17 protein-coding genes and 1 riboswitch are annotated in these 21,461 nt (G+C 70.4%); of the genes, 11 read left to right on the top strand and 6 right to left on the bottom strand.

The window, feature by feature from the left end; genetic code table 11:
- Nucleotides 1–6 precede the first annotated feature (6 nt).
- Both O4J56_RS03535 and O4J56_RS03530 read left to right on the top strand, forming a co-directional pair.
- Nucleotides 7–2,709, top strand: coding sequence for a hypothetical protein (locus tag O4J56_RS03535; RefSeq protein WP_270683609.1), 2,703 nt, complete (start codon nucleotides 7–9; stop codon nucleotides 2,707–2,709).
- A 103-nt stretch (nucleotides 2,710–2,812) separates the two neighbouring features.
- A complete protein-coding gene (locus O4J56_RS03530) occupies nucleotides 2,813–3,364 on the top strand; it encodes a hypothetical protein (RefSeq protein WP_270683608.1) in 552 nt (183 codons plus the stop codon).
- Between the two features lie 16 nt (nucleotides 3,365–3,380).
- On the opposite strand, the gene O4J56_RS03525 is transcribed toward O4J56_RS03530, so the two are convergent.
- From O4J56_RS03525 to eccCa, 3 genes are read right to left on the bottom strand one after another with little or no spacing between them, the layout of a single operon-like run.
- Nucleotides 3,381–4,472: a DUF6177 family protein gene (locus O4J56_RS03525; protein WP_270683607.1), complete on the bottom strand. Its 1,092-nt coding sequence runs from the start codon at nucleotides 4,470–4,472 to the stop codon at nucleotides 3,381–3,383.
- Nucleotides 4,469–4,858: a hypothetical protein gene (locus O4J56_RS03520; RefSeq protein ID WP_270683606.1), complete on the bottom strand. Its 390-nt coding sequence runs from the start codon at nucleotides 4,856–4,858 to the stop codon at nucleotides 4,469–4,471. The genes O4J56_RS03525 and O4J56_RS03520 overlap by 4 nt, the downstream gene beginning before the upstream one ends.
- Before the next feature lie 26 nt (nucleotides 4,859–4,884).
- Nucleotides 4,885–8,838 (bottom strand): type VII secretion protein EccCa, encoded by a 3,954-nt coding sequence (gene eccCa, locus O4J56_RS03515; RefSeq protein WP_270683605.1) that lies wholly within the window; start codon nucleotides 8,836–8,838, stop codon nucleotides 4,885–4,887.
- Nucleotides 8,839–8,958: 120 nt separating this feature from the next.
- Here eccCa and O4J56_RS03510 point away from each other — a divergent pair, with 120 nt between their 5' ends.
- Both O4J56_RS03510 and O4J56_RS03505 read left to right on the top strand, forming a co-directional pair.
- Nucleotides 8,959–9,918, top strand: coding sequence for a hypothetical protein (locus O4J56_RS03510; RefSeq protein ID WP_270683604.1), 960 nt, complete (start codon nucleotides 8,959–8,961; stop codon nucleotides 9,916–9,918).
- Between the two features lie 146 nt (nucleotides 9,919–10,064).
- Nucleotides 10,065–11,087 (top strand): serine hydrolase domain-containing protein, encoded by a 1,023-nt coding sequence (locus O4J56_RS03505; protein WP_270683603.1) that lies wholly within the window; start codon nucleotides 10,065–10,067, stop codon nucleotides 11,085–11,087.
- Nucleotides 11,088–11,119: 32 nt separating this feature from the next.
- On the opposite strand, the gene otsB is transcribed toward O4J56_RS03505, so the two are convergent.
- Together otsB and O4J56_RS03495 are read right to left on the bottom strand one after the other, a co-directional pair.
- A complete protein-coding gene (gene otsB, locus O4J56_RS03500; RefSeq protein ID WP_270683602.1) occupies nucleotides 11,120–11,926 on the bottom strand; it encodes a trehalose-phosphatase in 807 nt (268 codons plus the stop codon).
- Nucleotides 11,926–12,225, bottom strand: coding sequence for a DUF3263 domain-containing protein (locus tag O4J56_RS03495; protein WP_270683601.1), 300 nt, complete (start codon nucleotides 12,223–12,225; stop codon nucleotides 11,926–11,928). Before O4J56_RS03495 ends, otsB begins: the two co-directional genes overlap by 1 nt.
- Nucleotides 12,226–12,459: 234 nt before the next feature.
- Between O4J56_RS03495 and O4J56_RS03490 the strand changes: the two genes are divergently transcribed.
- On the top strand, nucleotides 12,460–13,689 hold the full coding sequence (locus O4J56_RS03490; RefSeq protein ID WP_270683600.1) for a S8 family serine peptidase: 1,230 nt from the start codon (nucleotides 12,460–12,462) through the stop codon (nucleotides 13,687–13,689).
- A 141-nt stretch (nucleotides 13,690–13,830) separates the two neighbouring features.
- Nucleotides 13,831–14,421, top strand: a complete 591-nt coding sequence (locus O4J56_RS03485) for a GrpB family protein (protein WP_270683599.1) — start codon at nucleotides 13,831–13,833, stop codon at nucleotides 14,419–14,421.
- Here O4J56_RS03485 and O4J56_RS03480 read toward each other — a convergent pair.
- The gene (locus O4J56_RS03480; RefSeq protein WP_270683598.1) at nucleotides 14,393–15,829 is read right to left on the bottom strand and encodes an alpha,alpha-trehalose-phosphate synthase (UDP-forming); all 1,437 of its coding nucleotides are present in this window, start codon (nucleotides 15,827–15,829) and stop codon (nucleotides 14,393–14,395) included. The genes O4J56_RS03485 and O4J56_RS03480 overlap by 29 nt on opposite strands.
- Before the next feature lie 234 nt (nucleotides 15,830–16,063).
- Nucleotides 16,064–16,206: riboswitch (SAM riboswitch) on the top strand.
- Between the two features lie 13 nt (nucleotides 16,207–16,219).
- On the opposite strand from O4J56_RS03480, the gene thrC reads away from it, so the two are divergent.
- From thrC to O4J56_RS03455, 5 genes are all read left to right on the top strand, one after another.
- Nucleotides 16,220–17,497, top strand: coding sequence for a threonine synthase (gene thrC, locus O4J56_RS03475; RefSeq protein WP_270683597.1), 1,278 nt, complete (start codon nucleotides 16,220–16,222; stop codon nucleotides 17,495–17,497).
- Between the two features lie 82 nt (nucleotides 17,498–17,579).
- Entirely contained in the window at nucleotides 17,580–17,855 is a 276-nt protein-coding gene (locus O4J56_RS03470) for a MoaD/ThiS family protein (RefSeq protein ID WP_270683596.1), read from the top strand.
- A gap of 295 nt (nucleotides 17,856–18,150) precedes the next feature.
- A complete protein-coding gene (gene groL / locus O4J56_RS03465; protein WP_270683595.1) occupies nucleotides 18,151–19,782 on the top strand; it encodes a chaperonin GroEL in 1,632 nt (543 codons plus the stop codon).
- 376 nt (nucleotides 19,783–20,158) lie between these two features.
- On the top strand, nucleotides 20,159–20,737 hold the full coding sequence (locus O4J56_RS03460) for a septum formation family protein (RefSeq protein ID WP_270683594.1): 579 nt from the start codon (nucleotides 20,159–20,161) through the stop codon (nucleotides 20,735–20,737).
- 13 nt (nucleotides 20,738–20,750) lie between these two features.
- Nucleotides 20,751–21,452 (top strand): maleylpyruvate isomerase family mycothiol-dependent enzyme, encoded by a 702-nt coding sequence (locus O4J56_RS03455; protein ID WP_270683593.1) that lies wholly within the window; start codon nucleotides 20,751–20,753, stop codon nucleotides 21,450–21,452.
- Nucleotides 21,453–21,461: the final 9 nt, after the last annotated feature.

The following is a 21,461-nucleotide window of genomic DNA, read 5'->3' as shown; positions in this document are numbered from 1 at the left end:
AAGGCCATGGAAGCACCCCCCACCTCTGGTACCAGCGGCTCCGGCACCACGACGATGCAGCACATGAGCCTGGACCCTGCGACGCTGATCGTCCCGGAGGCGATCCCGATTCCGGGAACGGCGCCGGAGGTCCTGGCCGACGCGGCTTCCGGTACGCGTTCGAGCGGGGCGGGGATCGAGTCCGCCGGGCAGGACATCAGGAGCGTCTGGCAGGCCCTGGCAAGTGTGTACACCGCGCCGGAGTCGGACCAGCTCCTCAGGGCGGCGAATCCGATCGCGGACCTGGGGGGCGAGATCGGCGGGATGATGGCCGCCGCGGCGGGGGCGCTCCAGAAATTCTCGGAGGAGGCGGACCGGCTCAAGAGGGAGATGCTCGAACTCCGCGGGACGGCTCAGGAGTTCGTCGACGGCCTCGACGACGACTGGAATAACGACACCGACGCCGTCGACAAGAACGTCAACCTGAAAGTACAGGCGAACCGCCTCGTGACCTCTTTCCAAGAGGCGGAGCGTGAATGCGCCAACGCGATAACGGGCCTGTTCGGAGGGACGACGTTCGTCCCCGTCGGCGAAAATGAGCAGGGAGAGGAAGGCGTCATCGAGTACGGCGTCACCATGGACGCCGAAGTGAATCAGGTTCCTACATACGGCGCCTTTGCCGTGTCCGACACGTGGCAGTTCCTCGGTGGCCTTACACGTGGTTTGTCGGAGACCGCAGGCCCGCACCTCGCAATGAACCTCGGCATGACGCTCCTCGCTTCCACCGGCTATTACCACCCGGAGAGCGGGTGGACAACCGATTTTTGGGAGGCTCAGGGCAACAGGGTTGAATTCGCCAAGAACCTCGCCGTTGAGGTCGGGACCATGGCGGGTAACAGCATAGGGATCGGGTTCCAGGAGGGAACACTGATCCCATCGCGCTGGGGCGTGGACGTCATTGGCATGCATTACGCACGTCAGGCCCACGAGTTCTTTCCGTGGACGGAGATGGATGACGATGCTGGTCATGCGATCGGCGTTGGCGTAGGTAACACGGGCATGGCTGTGGTCGGTGCCGTTGCGGGGAGGGCACTGTCGGCCGGAAAGGTGGCCTCCGTCGCTACGGGCGTCGGCGACAGGACGCTGGCGGCGCAGGGCGCGCATATTCTGGGGCCTCGGCTTCAGGGGCGCTTGAAGTCCTTGGTGCCCCAGCTGCGAGATGGCACCGCGCCGCACACGCCGGATGTGCAGCTGCGGTGGGAGAACGGTTCGACTTCGTCGTCCAACAGCGGCCCCGGGAGCGATCAACAGTTCAGTGCCGAGAATCTGAACACGACGGTCAACGACCTCGATAACAAGATCGGCGACTCGCAGCCGAAGGGGCCCCAGCTGCAGGACACCCAACCCCAGGGGCAGGGGGCCGAAGTACCGAAGCACGAGGGGGCCAGTGCGGGCGCGACTGACGGCACGCCTGACTCCGCCGCCGAGCGGGACACGACGCACGGGAAGGCGTCGGACACCGATCAGGACACACAGGCCGGTGTTCCGAAGAGTGAAGGTGCGACGACTGATCAGCAGCACAGGGAACGGGCCGAGACGGACACTGACCAGCAGGCTGACGCTCCCGAGCAGCAGGACGCCGACCACCGCGACACGGTTTCAGTCGCGGAGGCTGAACGCTTCGATCGGCTGAGTGAATCGTATGATGGTAATTTGCGCGCGGTGTTCGATCAATACGATATTGAAAAGAAGCACCAGGAGATTATCGAACTAGAGCAGAGAGATAAGGTCGCGGTATCTGCTAATGGAGACGAAATACCTGAGAATCAGCAGACGGGCACTTCTGGTTCAGGGGATGCGAGTGTCGGCGACACGCCGAGCGGGCGTGTGGTAGGAACTCCGGCCGGGGAACATGTTTCCCCTAGTGGGGGTGGACCTGGGGGTTTCCATGCAGGGCATCCTGGTGCGGTAGGCGATGGAGGCGGAATTCGCGGATCGGGTGATTCCGAATCGCCACTGCATGACCCAGGCCTCGTGTCTATTACTGAAAGAAATGAAGCTTCTGTATTCAATACTCGAGCTGACGGTGGCGCGAGTCTGGATAAGAATGACACAACCCGAGACTTTCAGGAAATTGATAATCAGCTTCAGCAGGCAGGCTTGAATGAGCGCCAGAGGGGCGAGATATTCAAGGGGCTTCAGGTAAACCCATCCAATCAAGGCCGTCAAGTCGCTGAGATCATCGAGTCGGGTAGACTGTCGGAGGCTGATGGTTATGGTAAGTTTCTAACTAAATTTGAAACCGTAGCAGAGCAGCCATTTGGTGACTACGCTGCAGAGTTCAGATTTGCAGATGATTTGGTCAAATCCGGCTACCCGGGGAAGCAGATCAAATTTCCTGTAAATTCACAGACTGGCATGGACGATGTTGATGTCGCAATTAAGGCCGAGGAGAGGGCTGATGTATATTCTTACCAGATTAAAGCAGTGAACAGCGAGAAGGGGATTAAGAGGTGGTTGCCCAAGGTTGCAGGCCAACTCTCAGGGCCAACTGCTGAGGGGACAAACAAGGTGGGTATATTTGAGGTTCGGCAATCAATTCATGATTGTTCGGAAGCCAGGGTTGAAGAAATGGCGAAGTGGGCTAAACGGAAAAACATGAGCTTTAGGGTATACTTTACCGATGGTGTGATGACTGTTCCGCCTGGCGCTCAGATTTTTCCGAGGTGATATTCAGATGACTCGACTTCTTAGCTCGCCTGGAGAGTATGCATCTTGGGATTGGCGGATTGACAGAGAGGGGGATGACTACTTGGAGTATTCCGTTCACTGCATGCTTGCTGTCGCGCAGGTGCTCGAAAAGCGTGAACTTATGGATCTCACAGAGATGAAGTTGACATGGAGCCGTGAGGGGGTTGGCAGTATCGGTATCCAATCAGTGGTATGGATTCACGGCGCCTCTACACCCTCCAATGAGGTTGTCGATAAAGTATATGATAGTCGACCTGCTGGTCACCAAGACTCTGTTGTTGGGCGGATTGAAATTCTCGGCCCTGGGAGCTGGGCTGATCATGATGGAGAAATCTATCGAGAGCCCCAGTTGATTTGGTGCCACTGTTCCCCGACTGATTTCGGAGTCTTTGGAAGCCTGCAAATTAGGCATGACATCTGGGGGTGGTATGATTTCTTTGGAGAGCCACATCCCGATGTGTATCACCGCAATGCTCCGCGACTCGCATCTGCAATTAAAGGGGTAGAGGAAGTGCTCGATGTAGAGTTGGAAGAAGGTGAAGGCACGTTCTTCGCAACTCCTGAAAAATATGGTGTTGCATATTACGAGCCCAACGCCAACGGAAAAGGGTTTGACGTAACGGCGCGACTCTAAATTTCCTGTACCTGTATTATGTGTGTGGGGTGTTCTGAATATTCCTGTTAGTGGATTGCATGAGGTGGAAGGTGAGATCTTGCAATGAACTGAACGCCCTCTTCGGATCGGTCTCGTTCAGGGGGTACCAGACGGCTGTGCGATCTTCCGGGCCCAGCTTGATGCCTGGGACCGGGGCCGACATCGCGTGCTCCAGCCCCATCTCCTCCACCGGTGAGTGCCCGATGGCCATCCCGAACGGCACCGGCGCACCCAGCCAGCGGGGCTCGTAGGTCAGGTCCGCCCGGCCCGGGAGGGTGTTCACCACCATCGTCCTGATCAAGCGCTCTGCCGCGAGCAGTTCCACCGCGTGCATCAGGTCGTCGTGAGGGACAGCGTGCCCCGGCGGGATTGCGACGGCCAGGGACAGGGTTTCGAGGAGCCCTGCGCCAGTGCGCTTCACCGTCAGTGGGCCGATGAACGGGCGCTCTGCCCCGTGGGGGCCCACCACGAACAACCGGGACGGCTTCGGCGCGCGCTTCCTGCACAGGTCGGTCACCGTCCGGCGGTCCCAGGCCTTCACCGCCGGCTCATTGGTGCTCCATCCGACGGGGCGGTCTCCCGTCAGAGCGGATGCAAGCGTCTCGGCCGCTCCACCGAGCACCAGGTCCTCGCTCGCCGGGTGTTCGACCGTCAGGTCGACCAGGACATGTGTTGCGCTGGCGGCGAGCGATTGGGGAGACGCCTGGAAGCCCGCTACCGGGGCGACGGAGCCGGCCACCTGAGGGACGGGCCTGAACCCCTTCTTCTCGTCCCACTCCAACGGCAGCCCGTTCACCCCGTCGAAGTAGCCCCGCTCAGCATCCTCGACCACCCACCGCGCCCCCGGCCCGCTCAGCAGCGCCCACAGCGGGTGCGTCAGCCGGGACGTCGGCGGCGTCATCACCTGGATCGCCTTCCGCTCCGCCCCGAACACCGCGATCGCGTCCGCGATCCACGACGTCAGCGGCACCACCGGGCGCTCCATCTCGATCACCACGGCCTCCTCCGCCCTCCGGTCCACCGACGGGTGGTGCTCCGGCGCGTCGTTCTCGACCATGGCGATCAGGTCGGCGGGGTTGAGGCTCACTGGTGGGTTCCCTTCGCGTCGGCCGTACTGTCATCGGTGCTCGACCGCCAGACCACTCCGCCCAGCCTCCTCACGAGCCCCTCGGCGAACGCGTCCGACAGCCACCTCGCCTCCGGCGCCCTCGTCCGCGTCTCGATCCACCAGAAGGGGGACGGGAGCCCGTCCGCGATCCCCGGGGCCAATAGGCGGTCGGCCTCACCGGGCACGTCCACCTGCTGTGTCGGCTCGAACGCCACAAGGGACCGCCCCTGCTGGTCCGCGATCTCGACGATTGTGCCCCCGCGCCGCGTCCGCAGCCGCAACTGCGGGTCGATGTCGCTGATCGCCCCGAGGATGTCGCGGTTCTTCGGGAACTCGGGCACGAGAATGACCACGTCGTAGCTCATGGAGGTTTCCTAGTCGGGTACCGCTGTCACTGGTCGTCGGCGCGCAACGCCGTCTGCATCAGCTGCGGGGACTTCCCCCGCCGGATCCACTTGCCCCGGCCCGGCGGCTGCGCCTCCGCGTAGATCCTCGGGAAGATCTGGCCCTCGCCCCTGTCGCCCGACATCAGCAGGGCGCTCGTGCCGATCTCCCGCATCGACTGCACGAGCGGGTCGTACATCCCCCTGGCCGCGCCGGCCACCCTGCGGGCCACCACGAAGTGCAGACCGATGTCCCTGCCGTTGGACACGAACGGCACGAACGCCGCCAGCGGCTTCTGCCCCGCCGTCGTCAGCAGGTCGTAGTCGTCCACGAGGACCACGATCCGCGGCCCCTTGTGGCCGGACTCGGAGTCCAGGTCGGCGTCGTCGGGCAGGCGTTCTTCGAGTTCCTTGGCGACGCCCCCGGCCAGCCCCGCACACACACGCGCGTTGCTCGCGTAGCCGCCCATGTACGGCTCCGGCACCACGTTCTTCAGCGTCCGCCTCGGGTCCATCACCGCGAAGACCAGCTCCTCGGAGGAGTACCGCTCCACGAGCCCCTCGGCGATGTGCCGCAGCAGGTTCGTCTTCCCGCACTCGCCGTCGCCCAGCACCAGAAGGTTCTGGTCCTCGTTGAACAGGTCCAGCCCGACGGGGGACAGGTGCCTCTCGTCCACACCGATGGGGACCGTGCGGGGGAACTGGGAGACCGACGGAAGCTCCCGCGCGCGCAGCAGCCTCGGCAGGACGCGCACCTCCGGCGCCACCGTGCCGCCCCACGCCCCCGCCACCTCGCGCGCCGTCTTCTCCACGGCCTCGCCGAGGTCGGAGGCGTCCGTCTTCCCGTCGATGCGCGGCAGCGCCACCTGTCCGAACAGCTTGCCGTCGGTCAGCGCGCGCCCCGGAGTGTCCGCAGGGAACGTCTCCGCCAGCTTCCGGTCGACCGTGGAGTCCGACGGGTCGTTCAACCGCATCTCGATCCGCTGCCCGAACGTCGACTGCACCGCCATCCGCACGTCGTTCCACCGCAGCATCGCCGCCACGACGTGCACGCCGTACCCGCCCCCGCGCTGCAGGAGCTCGTTCACCAGCTCGTCCAGCTCTTCGAAGTCCTTGCGGATCGTGCCGAACCCGTCGATGACGAGCACGACGTCCGCCGCCGACAGCTCCGGCACCTCGCCGCGCGCGTGCATGCGGCGGAACCGCTCCACCGAGTCGATCCCGCGCTCCCGGAACACCTCGGCCCGGTGCTCCAGCATCCCCCGCACCTCTTCGACCGTCCGCCGCACGCGCTCCCGGTCGAGGCGGCCGGCCACCCCGCCCACGTGGGGTAGCTCGGCGAGCGCCTGGAGCCCGCCCCCCACCAGGTCGAGGCAGTACACCGCGGCCTGCCGCGGCGTGTGGGTCAGCCCCAGGGAGGTGACCAGCGTCCGCAGCAGGGTCGTCTTGCCGGTCTGCGGCCCGCCGATGACGGCCACGTGGCCGCCCGCCGCCGTCAGGTCCAGGCTCCACACCCCCTGCCACTGCTTCGACGGGTCGTCCAGGAGGCCGATGGGCGGGTGCATCTGCTCGGGAGAACCCGGCAGGCGCAGTCCCTCAGGACCGGGCGCGGGCGCCCCTGAGAGCGCGTCCAACGGCGTCGCGGCGGGGAGCGGAGGCAGCCACACCCCGCGCACCTGTGTGCCGTGCCGGGAGAGCTGCCCGACCATCACGTCGAGCAGCGACGGCCCGGTCGAACGCTCGGGCATGGCCGGCGACGGCGCCTCCGGGCCGGGCTCGTCGGCGGAGGCGGTGTTGTACGCCTCGAAGGGCATGACCGTCGGCGCCCTGTCGTCCTCCTCGGCGGCGGACGCGAGCGTCCCCTTGAAGGGCCCGGACACGTACCCCGCCTTGAACCGCTGGTACACGGTCGTGTCCACCTTCAGGTACCCGAACCCGGGCAGCGCCGGGAGGTGGAAGGCGTCGGGGGAGTCGAGGACCGTGCGGCTCTCCTCCTCGGAGAACGTCCGCAGCCCCAGGCGGTAGGACAGGTAGGTGTCCAGCCCCCGCAGCTTCCCTCCCTCGATGCGCTGGCTCGACAGGAGCAGGTGCACGCCGATGCTCCGGCCGATCCGCCCGATGGACAGGAACAGCTCGATGAAGTCCGGCCGCGCGGTCAGCAGCTCGCCGAACTCGTCGATGATCACGAACAGGTGCGGCAGCGGCGGCAGGTCCGGGTTCTTCGACCGCAGGAACGCGTAGTCGCCGATGCCCGCCACGTTGCCCGCGTCCTTGAGCACCTGCTGGCGCCGCTGCACCTCGCCCGCCAGGCTCGCGTACGCGCGCTCGATCAGCGCGGTGTCGTCCTCCAGGTTGGTCATGATCCCGGCGACGTGCGGCAGGTCCTCGAAGGGCGCGAACGTCGCGCCGCCCTTGTAGTCCACCAGCACCATGGACAGGTCGTCCGGGGCGTGCGTGGACGCCAGCGCCAGCACGAGCGTGCGCAGCAGCTCGCTCTTGCCCGACCCGGTCGCCCCGACGCACAGCCCGTGCGGCCCCATGCCGAGCTGCGCCGCCTCCTTGAGGTCGAGCACCAGCGGCTGCCCCATGCCGTCGAACCCGATCGGCACGCGGAGGAAGGCGCGCTCGCTCCGGGACGCCCACAGCCTGGGGACGTCCATCGCCCCCGGGTCGCCGATGCCGAGTGCCCCGGTGAAGTCTACGGACCCGGCGTCGGCCTCGGCCTCCTCGGCGGCCTCCGCCGACAGCCGCAGCGGCGCCCCCATCCGCACCAGCCCTTCGAGCTGGGCCGCAGGCAGCGCGTCGACGGTGCCGGACGCGGCCACCGGGTCCTCCGGCCGCAGGTCCGCGACGGTGGCCGTGTCCCCGTCGACGGTGATGCGCAGCGAGACGTCCCCCGGCTCGTCCACCTGCCGCTCGACCAGGTGCAGCACGGTCGCCCCGAGGGCCGACGGGACGATCGCGTCGTCGGGCCGGGCGAGCTCGCGGGCCCCCGAGCCGTAGGTGTCGTGCACGACCAGCAGCCGCCGCATCGAGGCGTAGGCCTCCTTGCGCCCCATGCCCCGGCGGATCTCCCCCGCGAGGTCGGTGCGCGCGCGGAGCTCGTCGGCGAGCAGCGCCCCGAGCTCGGAGGGGTCCTGCGCGATGAGCCGGGTGCTCCCGTCGGCGGCGTGCGGCAGCCACTTGAGCCACTCCCAGTCGTCCGCGGCGTCGGAGGGGTAGGCGGCCGCGATGACCAGGTCCTCGGGGGCGTGGAAGACGGCCGCTTGTGCCGCCAGCGCGCGCACGGCCCGCAGCACGTCGCCGCGCTCCCCGATGATGCTGACGTTGCCGGCCCGGTCCAGCGGGACGGTCAGCGGCATGTCCGGCGCGCTCTCGAAGCGCCGGATGACCGCCGACGCCTCGGACGCCATGAACGGGTCGGTGGGGGTGAGGGCGGTGCCCCGGTCGGCGAGCCGCAGCGGCCGCGCTGGCACCTCGCCCGTCCCGAGCCGCACCCGGAGGAAGTCGCGGTCCCTGCGCCGCCGCTCCCACAGGCGCGCCGGGTCGCGGGCGATGTCGTACAGCGCCTCCGGGGGCGGTGCCAGCAGACGGGCCTTGGCGCGGGCGGCGCGCTCGGCCGCGCTCAGGTCGTCCCGGAGCTCCTCCAGGTATTCGAGGTACAGCTCGCGCTGGTTGCGCCGCTGGCGCCCGGCCTGGCCGCGCCGGGAGAAGAACATGCCCAGCGCGGCGATGACGGCGACGACGAGGATGACGGCGCCGAAGACGATGAACGCGGGGTTCCGCATCACCATCATGATGGTGAGCGACGCCATCATCCCGACCATGGGCAGGACGGTCATGAGCGGGCTCTGCTGGGCGTTGCCGTCGGGAAGCGTCGGTGGTGCCTCGACCTCGCGCGGCTCCTCGGGAGCGGGCGGGTGCACGGTCCTGGCCGGGCGGTGCACGATGCGGGTCGTCACCGGCACTCCTCTCGAAGCGGGCTCAACGGGGCGTGGCGTGCCGTACTGGCGCGTTGTGAACATCCCTTGACGCAGCGGATCCTACGGGACGGGTCCCCCCATCACGAGAAAGAGGAAGCCATGACCGCTTGGGCGCTGAGGCCGGACCAGCAGCACGAGCTGCTCAGTGAGATCGCATTGGAGCTCGTGTCATCGGCGCCCGACGGGTGGGAGGCCCTCAGGCTGGACTGCGGTGGGCTGGGGTACGCGGAGGAGGTCCGCGCCTCCGCCGTCGTCGCGGGGGAGCGTGTCCGGGTGGAGGTGTCCATGCTCGCCCAGCTCGATCTGCAGAAGCTCCGGCGCGGGATGTACCGGGAGGGGCGTGGAACGTGGTTCACCCTGCGGCTCCGAATCGCCCCTCCGCGCACCTACGACGCCGCCTACGACTACGACTCCGCACCCGCCCACTTCGACCCCCGCAGAGTGGAGGACCTCGCCCCTGAGGAGCTGCGGCGCTTCCCGCGCGACCCCGGCCAGGTTCCCGGGTGGCTGGGCGGCGGGGCGGAGGAGGGCGCCGCGGTCCGCCGCGCCGCGCAGGAGCAGGCCGACCGCCTGCTGGTGATCGACTGGAACGACGTACGGCCGGATTCGGCCGCGTCCAGGATCGGCCTCATGCGCGAATACCTGCGCCGCGCCGCGCTGTGGCGGCGGCTGCTCCAGGCGGGGAAGTGGCCGTTCTTCGACGTCGCGGAGATCGTCGCCCCCGCGGTGGCCGTGGACGAGGACGTGCTCCTGCGCGTGGAGAGCGAGCTCATCGGGCGCGAACTGCCGCCCCAGGTGGTGAAGACCGCCCTGTGGTCGGTCAAGTTCGAGGCCGTGCTCGCCTCCGGCGCGCCGGCGCCCGGGCTGCCGCACATGTTCGCGCCCCTGACGGCGCTCTATGAGCGCGGCGGCGGGTTCACCCTGGATCCGACCGGAATGATCGACCTGGGCGGTCCCGCCGTCCGCCGCGGCACGCTCCTCGACCACCACTCCCATGAGCCGGTGGTCGCCGTCGACCCGGACGAGCTGGACCGGGTCGACGGCGTGCGGGGGGAGTGAGCCCCCTCCCGCCGCCGGAAGCGCCGGGAACGGTGTCCTTCGTGGTTTCGGTCCAGGTCGGGAGGGGATTCGGTGCCCTCGCGGGGTGAGGGGCGTCCCACCAGGGGGTATCGCCTGACCTGGGGAGTGGGTACGAGGGGGGTCCTATGCGCGACGGCGATTGGGTGGCCGAGACCGGAGCCGACATCCGGGGGGTGCTCAAGGTGATGGTCGACGCCGGGTGGCTGCCCGGCGGCGCGGCCGTGGTCGGCACCGGGAGCATGTGGGAGTTCGTCGCCGTCGGCGGTGTGACCGAGGGCGGCGACGACGTCCAGGCCGCGCCCGACGTGCTGTACGACGTCGCCAGCCTCACGAAGGTCATGGCCACCTGGCCGCTGGCGGGCAGCGCCGCCGCCGAGGGGATCCTCTCGCTGGACACCCCGCTGGGCAGGTACGTGGCCGGGGGGCCGTACGCGGGCGGGGAGGTCACCGCGCGGCAGATCCTCACGCACACCTCCCGTCTCAACCCGGTCGCCTGGCTGGAGTGCTACGTCGGCACCGACAGGGACCTCGCCGAGTCGATCCTGTCCGAGCCCCTGGAGGAGGAGGGGTACCGCTATATCGACCGCGGCTTCATCCTTCTGGGGCTCATCCTCGAACGGCTCCTGGACACCCCGCTGGACCTGGCCGTCTCCACCCTGTGGAACGCCACCGGCATGACCGCCACGACGTACGGCCCCCTGCCGCGGTCGCCCGCCGTCGCCCCCACCGAGTGCCGCATCCCCGGCGCCGCCCCCGTGTGGGGGGTGGTGCACGACGAGGCCGCCGGGCTCATGGGCGGCGTCGCCGGGCACGCCGGGGTCTTCAGCACCGCCATAGACCTCGGCGCCTACGCGCGCGAGCTGCTGCGCAGCGCCTCCGGGGAGGAGGGCTGCCTGCTGCCGCCGCGCTACGTGCGCCAGAGCTGGCGTCCGGCGGTGCGGGTCGCCGACGGCGTCTCCCGGGGCCTCGGCTGGCTCGTGGGCGACGACGGGGTGGTCTACCACCACGGGTACACGGGGACCAGCCTGGTCCTCCAGCCCGAGACCGGCAGGTACGTGGGCCTGCTGACCAACGCGGTGCACTTCGGCCGGAGCCGCACCGGCCTCGACGACCTGCGCGCGGCGGTCCGCGCCTGCTTCGGGGACTGAGGAGAGGAAGGGGAGGGGAGGACGGCCCCGGGTCAGGGCAGGAGGCCCTCGAGCAGGACGGCGACGCCCTCGGGGCCCTCGACCACGAGGTCCGCCTGCCCGGCCAGCATGGGCACCTCCGATGAGCCGCTGCACACCGTCACCCCGGGCACGCCCCGGCCGCGCAGCTCCCGTACGGCCGTGAACGCGGGCAGGTCGCCCAGGTCGTCGCCGGCGTACAGCAGCGCTCCGGGCCGGACCCGGCCGACCAGGTCGGTCAGCGCCGCCCCCTTGTCCATCCCCGGGGGCCGGAGCTCGATCACCATGCGCCCCGGCTCCACCGCGAGCCCCGCGCGCTCCGCGAGCAGGCCCAGCGGCTCGCGCAGGGCGTCGAGCGCCTCGGCGGGCCGGGCCGCGCGGCGGGTGTGCACGGCGACGGCCTTGCCCTTGTCCTCCACGTGCACCCCTTCGCGCAGGGGGCCGAGGTCCTCCAGCAGCCCCGGGATCGCGGCGCGCGCGTCCTCCAGGCCCGGTACGGCCCCGGGGGAGGTGAGGCTCCCGTCCTCCCACCGCTCCAGGCCGTAGTGGCCGAGCACCACGATTCCGGGCACGGTGTCCAGGCCGTACTCCACCGCGGTCTCCGCGGGTCGGCCGGTGACCACCGCCACACCGGCGACCCGGGGGGCGAGGGCGCGCAGCGCCGCCAGCGCGCGGGGGTGGGGACGCGCGTCGCGCGGGTCGGGCACGATCGGTGCCAGGGTCCCGTCGAAGTCGAAGGCGAGCAGCGCCGCGGACGGCCGGGCGGCGATCGCGCCGAGCGCGGCCGCGCCGTCGGAGGTACGCGGGCGGGGAAGCACCATTACAGGCGGATGCCCAGGCGGCGGGCGGTGCGCTGGCGGCGCCGGTCGGCGCGCAGGCGGCGCACCCGCTTGACGGTCATGGGGTCGAACGCGAGCGCCTCGGGGCGGTCCACCAGGCCGTTGAGCAGCTGGTAGTAGCGGGTGGGGGAGAAGCCGAACTCGTCACGGATCGCCTGCTCCTTGGAGCCTTCGAGCTTCCACCACTGGCTCTCGAAGGCGAGGATGCGCCGGTCGCGCTCGGCGAGGCCCGGCGCGCCGTCGGTTGAGGGGTCGGAGGGTTGTTCCCGGATTTCTGGCATTGCACGCCTCCTCTTCGGGATCGGCGCGAAACATCGTAGCGACTCGTCCCGGGCCCGACGCAGGGGACCGCGCAGGTTCGGCCTCAGGGGTAAGCAGCCTCTCACCGACCGCCCATCCCGTTCGCATACACGTGCGAAGCTGGCAGAATTGCCCGTGTGCGCGGCCCTGACCAGCGCTTCGGCGGCGGAGCGCCGCGCCGGCCTCGCAACCGGACACGTCACGGGGGTTACTCCATGCGCACCAGCCACGCCGGCTCCGGCCTGTGCGCGCTGCTGCTGGCCGCCGGCGCGGTGGCCGCGCCGACCGCACCGCCAGCGTGGGGCGACGCGCTCATCGACCAGTGGGGGCTGGAGGCCGTCGGCGCCCGCGACGCCTGGGACGCGGCCGAGGAGCAGGACGAGGGCCGCGGCCGCGGCGCCACCGTCGCCGTGGTCGGCACCGGCGTCGACGCCGAGAACCCGAACCTGGGCGGCGAGGTGACCGTGGGCACCGACTTCTCCGGCGCCGGGGGCGACGGCGCTGACGGGTCCTCCACCGCGGTCGCCGCGGTGGCCGCCGCCACCGGGTACGGCGTGGAGACCCACGCGCGGTTCATGGGCGTGGCCCCCGACGCGGACGTGCTGTCGGTGCGGGTGGCCCCCGAGGGCGGAAGCGCCGGGGAGGGCGACGCCCTGGAGCGCGGCATCCGCTACGCCGCCGACGAGGGTGCGCAGGTCATCGCGGTGGCCGACGGCGTCGCCGAGGGGCAGGACCTCGACGGCGTCGCCGACGCCGTGTCCTACGCCGTGGGCGAGGGGACGATGGTGCTGCTCCCCGCGGGCGACCCGGCGGCCCAGGCGGCGTCGGCGTCCGAGGGGGCGCTGGCGGTCGGCGCGGTCGACCGCGACCTCGCCCCGGTGCAGGCCGGGACGGAGCAGGCGGCGCAGGGGCAGGAGTCGCCGCAGGGCGGTGGGCCGGACGTGTCCGCCCCGGGCGACGACGTGGAGGCCCCGGCGCCCGGCGGCGGGTACGAGCGGTTCGGCGGCGCGGGCGTGGCGGCCGGGTTCGCCGCAGGTGCGGCCGCGCTGGTGCGTGCGGAGTACCCGCAGCTCCTGCCCGACCAGGTGGCCCAGGCGCTGACCGCGTCGGCGAGCGACGGGGTGGTGAACGCCCCCGCCGCCGTGCAGGAGGCGGGCGGCGCCGCGGAGGACATCCCGCTGTACAACGAGGACCTGGTGCAGGAGGACGAGGGCCTGCCGGTTCCGGCATGGGCGCTGTGGACCGTCGGCGGCGTGCTCGTGCTGGTCCTGCTCGTGGTGCTGACGCTGGTCCTGCGCCGCACCGCGAAGAACCCCTACGACCTGCCCCGGCGCGGGCAGGCGGCCGGTGCCGAGGGCGCCGGTGACGGCGCGGAGGGGGAGCCCGCGGCGGCCGGGCGCTCCGCGGGCCGCCGCCGCAAGGGCGCCGGCCGCCGGAGGAGGTAGCCCCGGCCGCCGCCCCCGGTGCGGTCAGCCGGCGCCGGGGGCGCGGGAGCGCTACCACGGATCCCGTCCCCGTACGACCACGGTGCGTGCCCTGCGCGAGCCCGGGTTGACGATCGCGGGGCAGGTCATGAGACTTCCGGCATGTCCCCCACCCACGATTCCCCCGAACGGCTCCCCGTGCGCGGTGAGGCGCGCGGAAGCCACTTCGACCGCTCGTTCGGCCGCGGCGGCGAGCGCGTCGTCCTGACCGACTACGACCCCAAGTGGCCCTACCTCTTCCAGCGCGAGGCCGAGCGGGTCCGCGACGCCCTCGGGCCCGCCGCCCTGGAGGTCGAGCACATCGGCTCCACGGCCGTGCCCGGCCTCGCCGCCCGGCCCTGCGTCGACCTGCTGCTCCTGGTCGGCGACGCCGCGGACGAGTCCGCCTACCGCCCGGCCCTGGAGAAGGCCGGGTACGTCCTGCACTACGCCGAGCCCGACTTCCACGACCACCACGTCTTCAAGGGGCCGGACGTCAGCACCAGCCTGCACGTGTTCGCCGACGGCCCCGAGCCCCGGCGCATCCTGGCCCTGCGCGACCGTCTCCGCGCCGACGCCGGGGACCGCGACCGCTACGAGCGCGCCAAGCGCGACCTCGCCGGGCGCCACGGGGACAGCGTCCAGGACTACGCCGAGGCCAAGACCGGGGTGATCGAGGAGATCCTCAGCCGAGCGCCCGGAGCTGGTCGGTGAACCACCGCTCGGGCGGGAGCGCCGCGGCCCGCTCCGCCAGGCGGGCACAGCGCGCCGAGCGCTCCGCGTCCGGCATGCTCAGGGCGGTGTGCAGGGCCTCGGCCGTCTCGGTGACGTCGTAGGGGTTGACCATCAGGGCGTCGTCCGCCAGCTCATCGGCGGCGCCCGCCTCGGTGGACAGCACCAGCGCGCACCCGTCCCGGGACACCACCGGCCCCTCCTTGGCCACCAGGTTCATCCCGTCCCTGATGGGGTTGACCAGCAGCACGTCGGCCATGCCGAACGCGGCCAGCGAGCGCGGGAAGTCGTCCTGCACCTCCAGGACGAGCGGCGTCCAGTCGGCGGTGCCGAACTCGTCGCCGATCTCCTTGGCCAGCCTGCGGACCTCCTCGGTGTACTCCCGGTACTCCGGCACGTCGGTCCGGCTGGGGTAGGCGAACGCCAGGTGCGCGACCCGCCCCCGCCACTCCGGCCGGGTGCGCAGCAGCTCCCGGTAGGCCTCCAGGCCGCGCACGATGTTCTTGGACAGCTCGGTGCGGTCCACCCGCACGATGAGCCGCCGGTCGCCGACCCGCTCGCGCAGCGCCGCCGCGCGCTCGGCCACGTCCGGCTCCGCCGCGCGCTGAAGCAGCCCCTCGGCGTCGGCGCCCAGGGGGTGAACGCCCACCCCGATGACCCGGCCGCCGTATTCGACGGTGCGCCGCTCCAGGTCGACGTCGGCCCGTAGGAACTCGGCGCAGCAGCGCAGGAACGCGTCGGCCCAGCGCGGGCTCAGGAACCCGAGGCGGTCGGCACCGAGCATGCCCTCCAGCAGCTCGCGGCGGACCCCGGCGGGCAGCATGCGGAAGTACTCCGGCGGCGCCCACGGGGTGTGCGAGAAGTGCGCGATGCGCAGGTCGGGGCGGCGCCCGCGGAGCATCCGCGGCAGCAGCGCCAGGTGGTAGTCCTGCACCGCCACGCGCGCGTTCTCCGCCGACCCGGTCAGCAGCGCCTCGGCGAAGGCCGCGTTGTAGGCCCGGTAGTCCTCCCAGCGCCGCTGGAACGCCGCGTCGAAGACGGGCTTCGACGGCGTCTCGTAGAGCATGTGCTGGACGAACCACAAGGTGGAGTTGGCGATGCCCGTATAGGCGTTGTCGAAGACGTCCTCGGGGATGTCGATCATCGTCACCCGCAGGCCGCCGAGGTCGGTGGTGCGGTCGATGCGCCCCTCGGGGGCCTGGGCGGCGGCGGTCCGGTCGGCGTCGGACAGCGCCGCGCACACCCACAGGGTGTCGCCGTGCTCGGCGGCGGCGCTGAGGCCGGAGACCAGCCCACCGCCCCCGCGCCGGTGCGTCAGCGCTCCGGCGTCGTCGACCGAGTAGGACACCGGTCCTCTGTTGGAAGCGACGAGGATCTGTGCCTTGTCCACCTGATCGTTCACCTCTCGGGAAAGCCGGTTCGGGGCGATGGGGTGATGTAGGTGTCGCCGTGTGCGGCGGGCCGCAAACCCTCAGGAGGTTCCGGGACGCGTCGGCGGGGTGTGGCGTGTGCCATCGGTGTTATCCGGGTCACCATGGATGGAAAACCGGTCGGACCGTCCGTTACAGTCGAGAGCGGATTCTCGACCGAATCCGTCGACAACCGTGTGACCACAACCGAATATCGCTCATCCAGAGGGGTGGAGGGACCGGCCCTGCGAAGCCCCGGCAACCATCCCGGCTCGATGCGCTCGTGAAATCCGCGAGGCGGCCGGGGCAGGTGCCAACTCCGGCCTGGGGCCAGATCGGTCGCCAGGAAAGATGAGAGGAGACGCCTCGCAATGGCGATCAGCGCCCCGGAAGCCACGACCGCCGAGCCCCCCGCCACCGCCCGCCCCTTCGGACCCGCGGCCGCCCTGTCCTGCCGCGAGTGCGGCGAGCGCTACGAGCTCGGCCCCCGCTTCGCCTGCGAGTTCTGTTTCGGCCCTCTTGAAGTGGCCTACGAGTTCGGCACCGTCACCCGCGAGCGGATCGCGCAGGGTCCGAACAACGTCTGGCGCTACGCGCCGCTGCTGCCGGTCCCCGCGAACGTGGCCGAGCTGCCCAACATGAACCCCGGCCTGACGCCGCTGGTGCGCGCCGACCGCCTCGCCGCCGAGCTCGGCATGGACGCGCTGCACGTCAAGGACGACTCCGGCAACCCCACCCACTCCTTCAAGGACCGCGTGGTGGCGATGGCCGTCGAGGCCGCCCGCAACTTCGGGTTCACCACCCTGTCCTGCTCCTCCACGGGCAACCTCGCGGGCGCGGTCGGCGCGGCCTCGGCGCGCGCGGGGTTCCAGTCCTGCGTGTTCATCCCCGCGGGGCTTGAGGAGGCCAAGGTCGTCATGGCCGCCGTCTACGGCGGCCGCCTGGTCGCCATCGACGGCACATACGACGACGTGAACCGGTTCTGCTCCGAGCTCATCGGCGACCCGGCGGGCGAGGGCTGGGGCTTCGTCAACGTCAACCTGCGGCCCTACTACGCCGAGGGCTCCAAGACGCTGGCCTACGAGATCGCCGAGCAGCTCGGCTGGCGGCTGCCCGAGCAGATCGTCATCCCGATCGCCTCCGGCTCCCAGCTCACCAAGATCGACAAAGGGTTCCGCGAGCTCATCGCGCTGGGCCTGGTGGAGGACCGCCCCTACAAGGTCTTCGGCGCCCAGGCCTCGGGCTGCTCCCCGGTCGCCCGCGCGTACGAGGAGGGCCACGACGTCATCCAGCCGGTCAAGCCGGACACCATCGCCAAGTCGCTGGCGATCGGCAACCCGGCCGACGGCCCGTACGTGCTGGACGTGTGCCGCCGCACCGGCGGCGCGGTCGGCCGCGTGAGCGACGACGAGGTGGTCGACTCCATCGCGCTGCTCGCCCGCACCGAGGGGGTCTTCGCCGAGACCGCCGGGGGCGTGACCACCGGCGTGCTGCGCAAGCTGCTGGCCGAGGGCGCGATCGACCCGGCCAAGGAGACGGTCGTGCTGAACACCGGCGACGGCCTGAAGACCCTGAACGCGGTGGACGCCGGCGTCACCGCGACCATCCGGCCCTCCCTGGACGCCTTCCGCGAGGCCGGACTGGGCTGAGCGCGCGGCGCCGCGCACGGCGCCGCGAGACCGGCCACCCACCGACACCACTGAGCGACACCACCGAGGAGTACCCGCGACCATGAGCGTGAGCGTTCGCGTCCCCACCATCCTGCGCACCTACACCAAGGACGCCGCCCAGGTGTCCGCCGAGGGCGCGACCCTGAAGGACGTCCTGGCCGATCTGGACGCCAACCACCCGGGCATCCGCGCCCGCATCCTGGACGACTCCGGCAAGATCCGCCGGTTCGTCAACGTCTACGTCGGGGACGAGGACGTGCGCTTCGCCGACGGCCTGGACACCGAGACCAGGGACGGTGTCGAGGTCTCGATCATCCCTGCGGTCGCCGGCGGCTGACCCGCCCGGCGACCGTGGACGGGCCGCGTCCGGCACTGCCGGACGCGGCCCGTTCATGTGCGGTTTGACCTGCGGGTAATCGGGAGAGGATCCCTGCCCGGGGCCGTTTGCACTCGCCATGGGGGAGTGCTAAAAAGGGGATCGTTAGCACTCCGATGATCGGAGTGCTAACCAGGATCGAGACGATGAGGCCGCGGACGCCGGCGGCCGGACAGCCGGCGGACCGCGGTCGTCCGTCGCGGGCGTCGTGCTCGTTCCTTCGCGTATCAGCCCGTCCCGGGAGGACAGGAAGTCTATGGCAGCCAAACTGATCGCGTTCGACGAGGAAGCCCGTCGCGGCCTCGAGCGCGGCATGAACACGCTCGCCGACGCGGTGAAGGTGACGCTCGGCCCCAAGGGCCGCAACGTCGTCCTGGAGAAGAAGTGGGGCGCCCCCACCATCACCAACGACGGTGTCTCCATCGCCAAGGAGATCGAGCTCGAGGAGTCGTACGAGAAGATCGGCGCCGAGCTCGTCAAGGAGGTCGCCAAGAAGACCGACGACGTCGCGGGTGACGGCACCACCACCGCCACCGTCCTGGCCCAGGCCATGGTCAGCGAGGGCCTGCGCAACGTCGCGGCCGGCGCCAACCCGATCGGCCTGAAGCGCGGCATCGAGGCCGCCGTCTCCCGCATCAGCGAGGAGCTGGCCAAGCTCTCCAAGGACGTGGAGACCAAGGAGCAGATCGCCTCCACCGCCTCCATCTCCGCCGGCGACACCCAGATCGGCGAGGTCATCGCCGAGGCGATGGACAAGGTCGGCAAGGAAGGCGTCATCACGGTCGAGGAGGGCCAGACCTTCGGTCTGGAGCTCGAGCTCGCCGAGGGCATGCGCTTCGACAAGGGCTACATCTCGCCCTACTTCGCCACCGACCTTGAGCGGATGGAGACGGTCCTGGAGGACCCCTACATCCTCATCGTCAACTCCAAGATCTCCAACAACAACGAGTTCCTTCCGGTCGTCGAGAAGGTCCTCCAGGCGGGCAAGCCGCTGATGGTGATCGCCGAGGACGTCGAGAGCGCCGCGCTGCAGACGCTCATCGTCAACAAGATCCGCGGCACCTTCAAGTCGGTCGCCGTCAAGGCCCCCGGCTTCGGCGACCGCCGCAAGGCCCAGCTCAGCGACATCGCCGTGCTGACCGGCGGCCAGGTCATCACCGAAGAGGTCGGCCTCAAGCTGGAGAACACCGAGCTGGAGATGCTCGGCCGCGCCCGCAAGGTCGTCGTCACCAAGGACGAGACCACCATCGTGGACGGCGCCGGCGACGCCACCGCGATCCAGGGCCGGGTCAACGAGATCCGCAGCGAGATCGAGCGCACGGACTCCGACTACGACCGCGAGAAGCTGCAGGAGCGCCTGGCCCGCCTGGCCGGCGGTGTCGCGGTCATCAAGGCCGGCGCCGCCACCGAGGTGGAGCTCAAGGAGCGCAAGCACCGTATCGAGGACGCCGTCCGCAACGCCAAGGCGGCCGTCGAGGAGGGCATCCTGCCCGGCGGCGGTGTCGCCCTGCTGCAGGCGGGCGTCCCGGCCTTCGAGAAGCTGGACCTGTCCGGCGACGAGGCGATCGGCGCCGACATCGTCCGCCGCGCCATCGAGGCCCCGCTCAAGCAGATCGCGGTCAACTCCGGCCTCGAGGGCGGGGTCGTCGCGGAGAAGGTGAAGAACCTGGACGCCGGCGTCGGCCTGAACGCCGCCACCGGGGAGTACACCGACCTGTTCAAGGACGGCGTCATCGACCCGACCAAGGTCACCCGCTCCGCCCTGCAGAACGCGGCCTCCATCGCCGGCCTGTTCCTGACCACCGAGGCCGTCATCGCCGACAAGCCGGAGAAGCCGGCCGCCGGCGGCGGCGACCCGACGGGCGGCATGGGCGGCATGGACTTCTAAGTCCCCGTCCCGGCCTTCCGGGTACGCGGCGAACAGCCTGCGACGAGAAGGGCGGTCTCCCGGCCACCGGGGGGCCGCCCTTTCGCATGCCCACCCGTCGCCCTCCACCACCGCGCAGAGCCCACGTTGATCTCGACAGAAGTGCTGTCAAAACCGCAGGTATGACAGCACCTTTGTCGAGATCAACGCGGGCTGTGGCCGAGTTTCGTCGCTCTCGGTGCCATTGCGGACACGAAGGGAATTTCTTGGAGGAACCTGGGAACCCCGGGGCCCATCGCGGCGTCGGAGCGGGCGGTGCCCCGCAGGCGAAGGCCCTGCCCCCCGCCGCGCCCCTTCGGGGGCATCCCCCATCGATCACCCGATTTGGAGTACCCCCATGTCCATCCGTTTCGCTCCGACCGCCAAGAGGGCCGTCGCCGGGCTGGCGATCGCCGGTGCGGCCGTCATGGCTTCCGGATGCGGCGCGATCCTGTCCAACCTGCAGGAGGCCTCGCAGCGGGCCGAAGACCAGGGGAGCGACTCGGTCCCGTCGGAGCCCACCACCCCCGCCGAAGAGCCGGTGGAGGAGTCCACCCCGCCCGAGCCGACGGAGGAGGACGTGGCCGCCTTCGACATCGCCGTGGGCGACTGCCTGAACGACGAGTCCATCCAGGGCGAGGTCTCCGAGGTCCCCACCACCGACTGCTCGGGTCCGCACGACTCCGAGGTGTACGCCTCCACCATCTCCATGGAGTCGGAGTGGCCCGGCGAGCAGGCCATGACGGACGAGGCCGACCAGTTCTGCCTCGAGGAGTTCGAGTCCTTCATCGGCGTGCCCTACGAGCAGTCGGCCTACGACTTCAGCTACTACACGCCCACCCAGACGGCATTCGAGCAGTTCGACCGCGACATCTACTGTGTGGTCTACAGCCCCGGCGAGCAGACCACCGGCACCCTGAGCGGCGCCGCTTCCTGAGGAGGCCTCCGGTATGGAGATGAAGGAGATCGAACAGGCCACCGAGCGCCTGGTGCGCACGGCCGAGCGGCTCACCCCCGAGGAGATCGCCGCTCCGTCGCTGCTGCCCAGGTGGACCCGGGGCCACGTGCTGGCCCACGTGTCCCGGAGCGCCGACGCGGTCTCCGGCGTGCTCGAGGCGGCACGCGAGGGGCGCGAGGCGTCCATGTACCCCAGCGAGGAGGCCCGGGAGGCCGACATCGACGCGGGCGCGGGGCGCCCCGGCCCCGAGCAGGCGGCCGACCTGCGCACCTCGTCCGACCGGTTCGCCGCCGCGGTGGCGGCCATGCCGCAGGAGCGGTGGGGCTTCGAGGTCCGGCACCGCACGGGCCGGGTGTTCAGCGCCGCCGAACTGGCCGGGATGCGCATCCTGGAGCTGGAGTACCACCACGTCGACCTGGACGCCGGGTACACGCCCGGCCACTGGCAGGAGGCCTTCGTCGACCGCGAGCTGCGGTCGATGGTCGAGCACCTGGCCGGGGCCGAGCTGCCGACGGTGGAGATCGCCGACGTGGGCACCATCGGCCGCGGCCCGGCGGGGCTGCGCGCCGACGGGCCGCGCGCGGCCCTGCTGGCCTGGCTGGTGGGCCGGTCCGGCCCGGACGGTCTGACCGTCACCCGCGACGGTGAGCGCGTGGGGTCGGAGACCCTTCCCGAGCCGCCGCCGCTGGCCTGAGCGGTCCGC

Source organism: Nocardiopsis endophytica (genome assembly GCF_027706725.1).
Taxonomy (GTDB): domain Bacteria; phylum Actinomycetota; class Actinomycetes; order Streptosporangiales; family Streptosporangiaceae; genus Nocardiopsis_A; species Nocardiopsis_A endophytica.
Note: the sequence above shows the minus strand (reverse complement) of the source record. Positions and strands in the feature narration are given on the sequence as shown.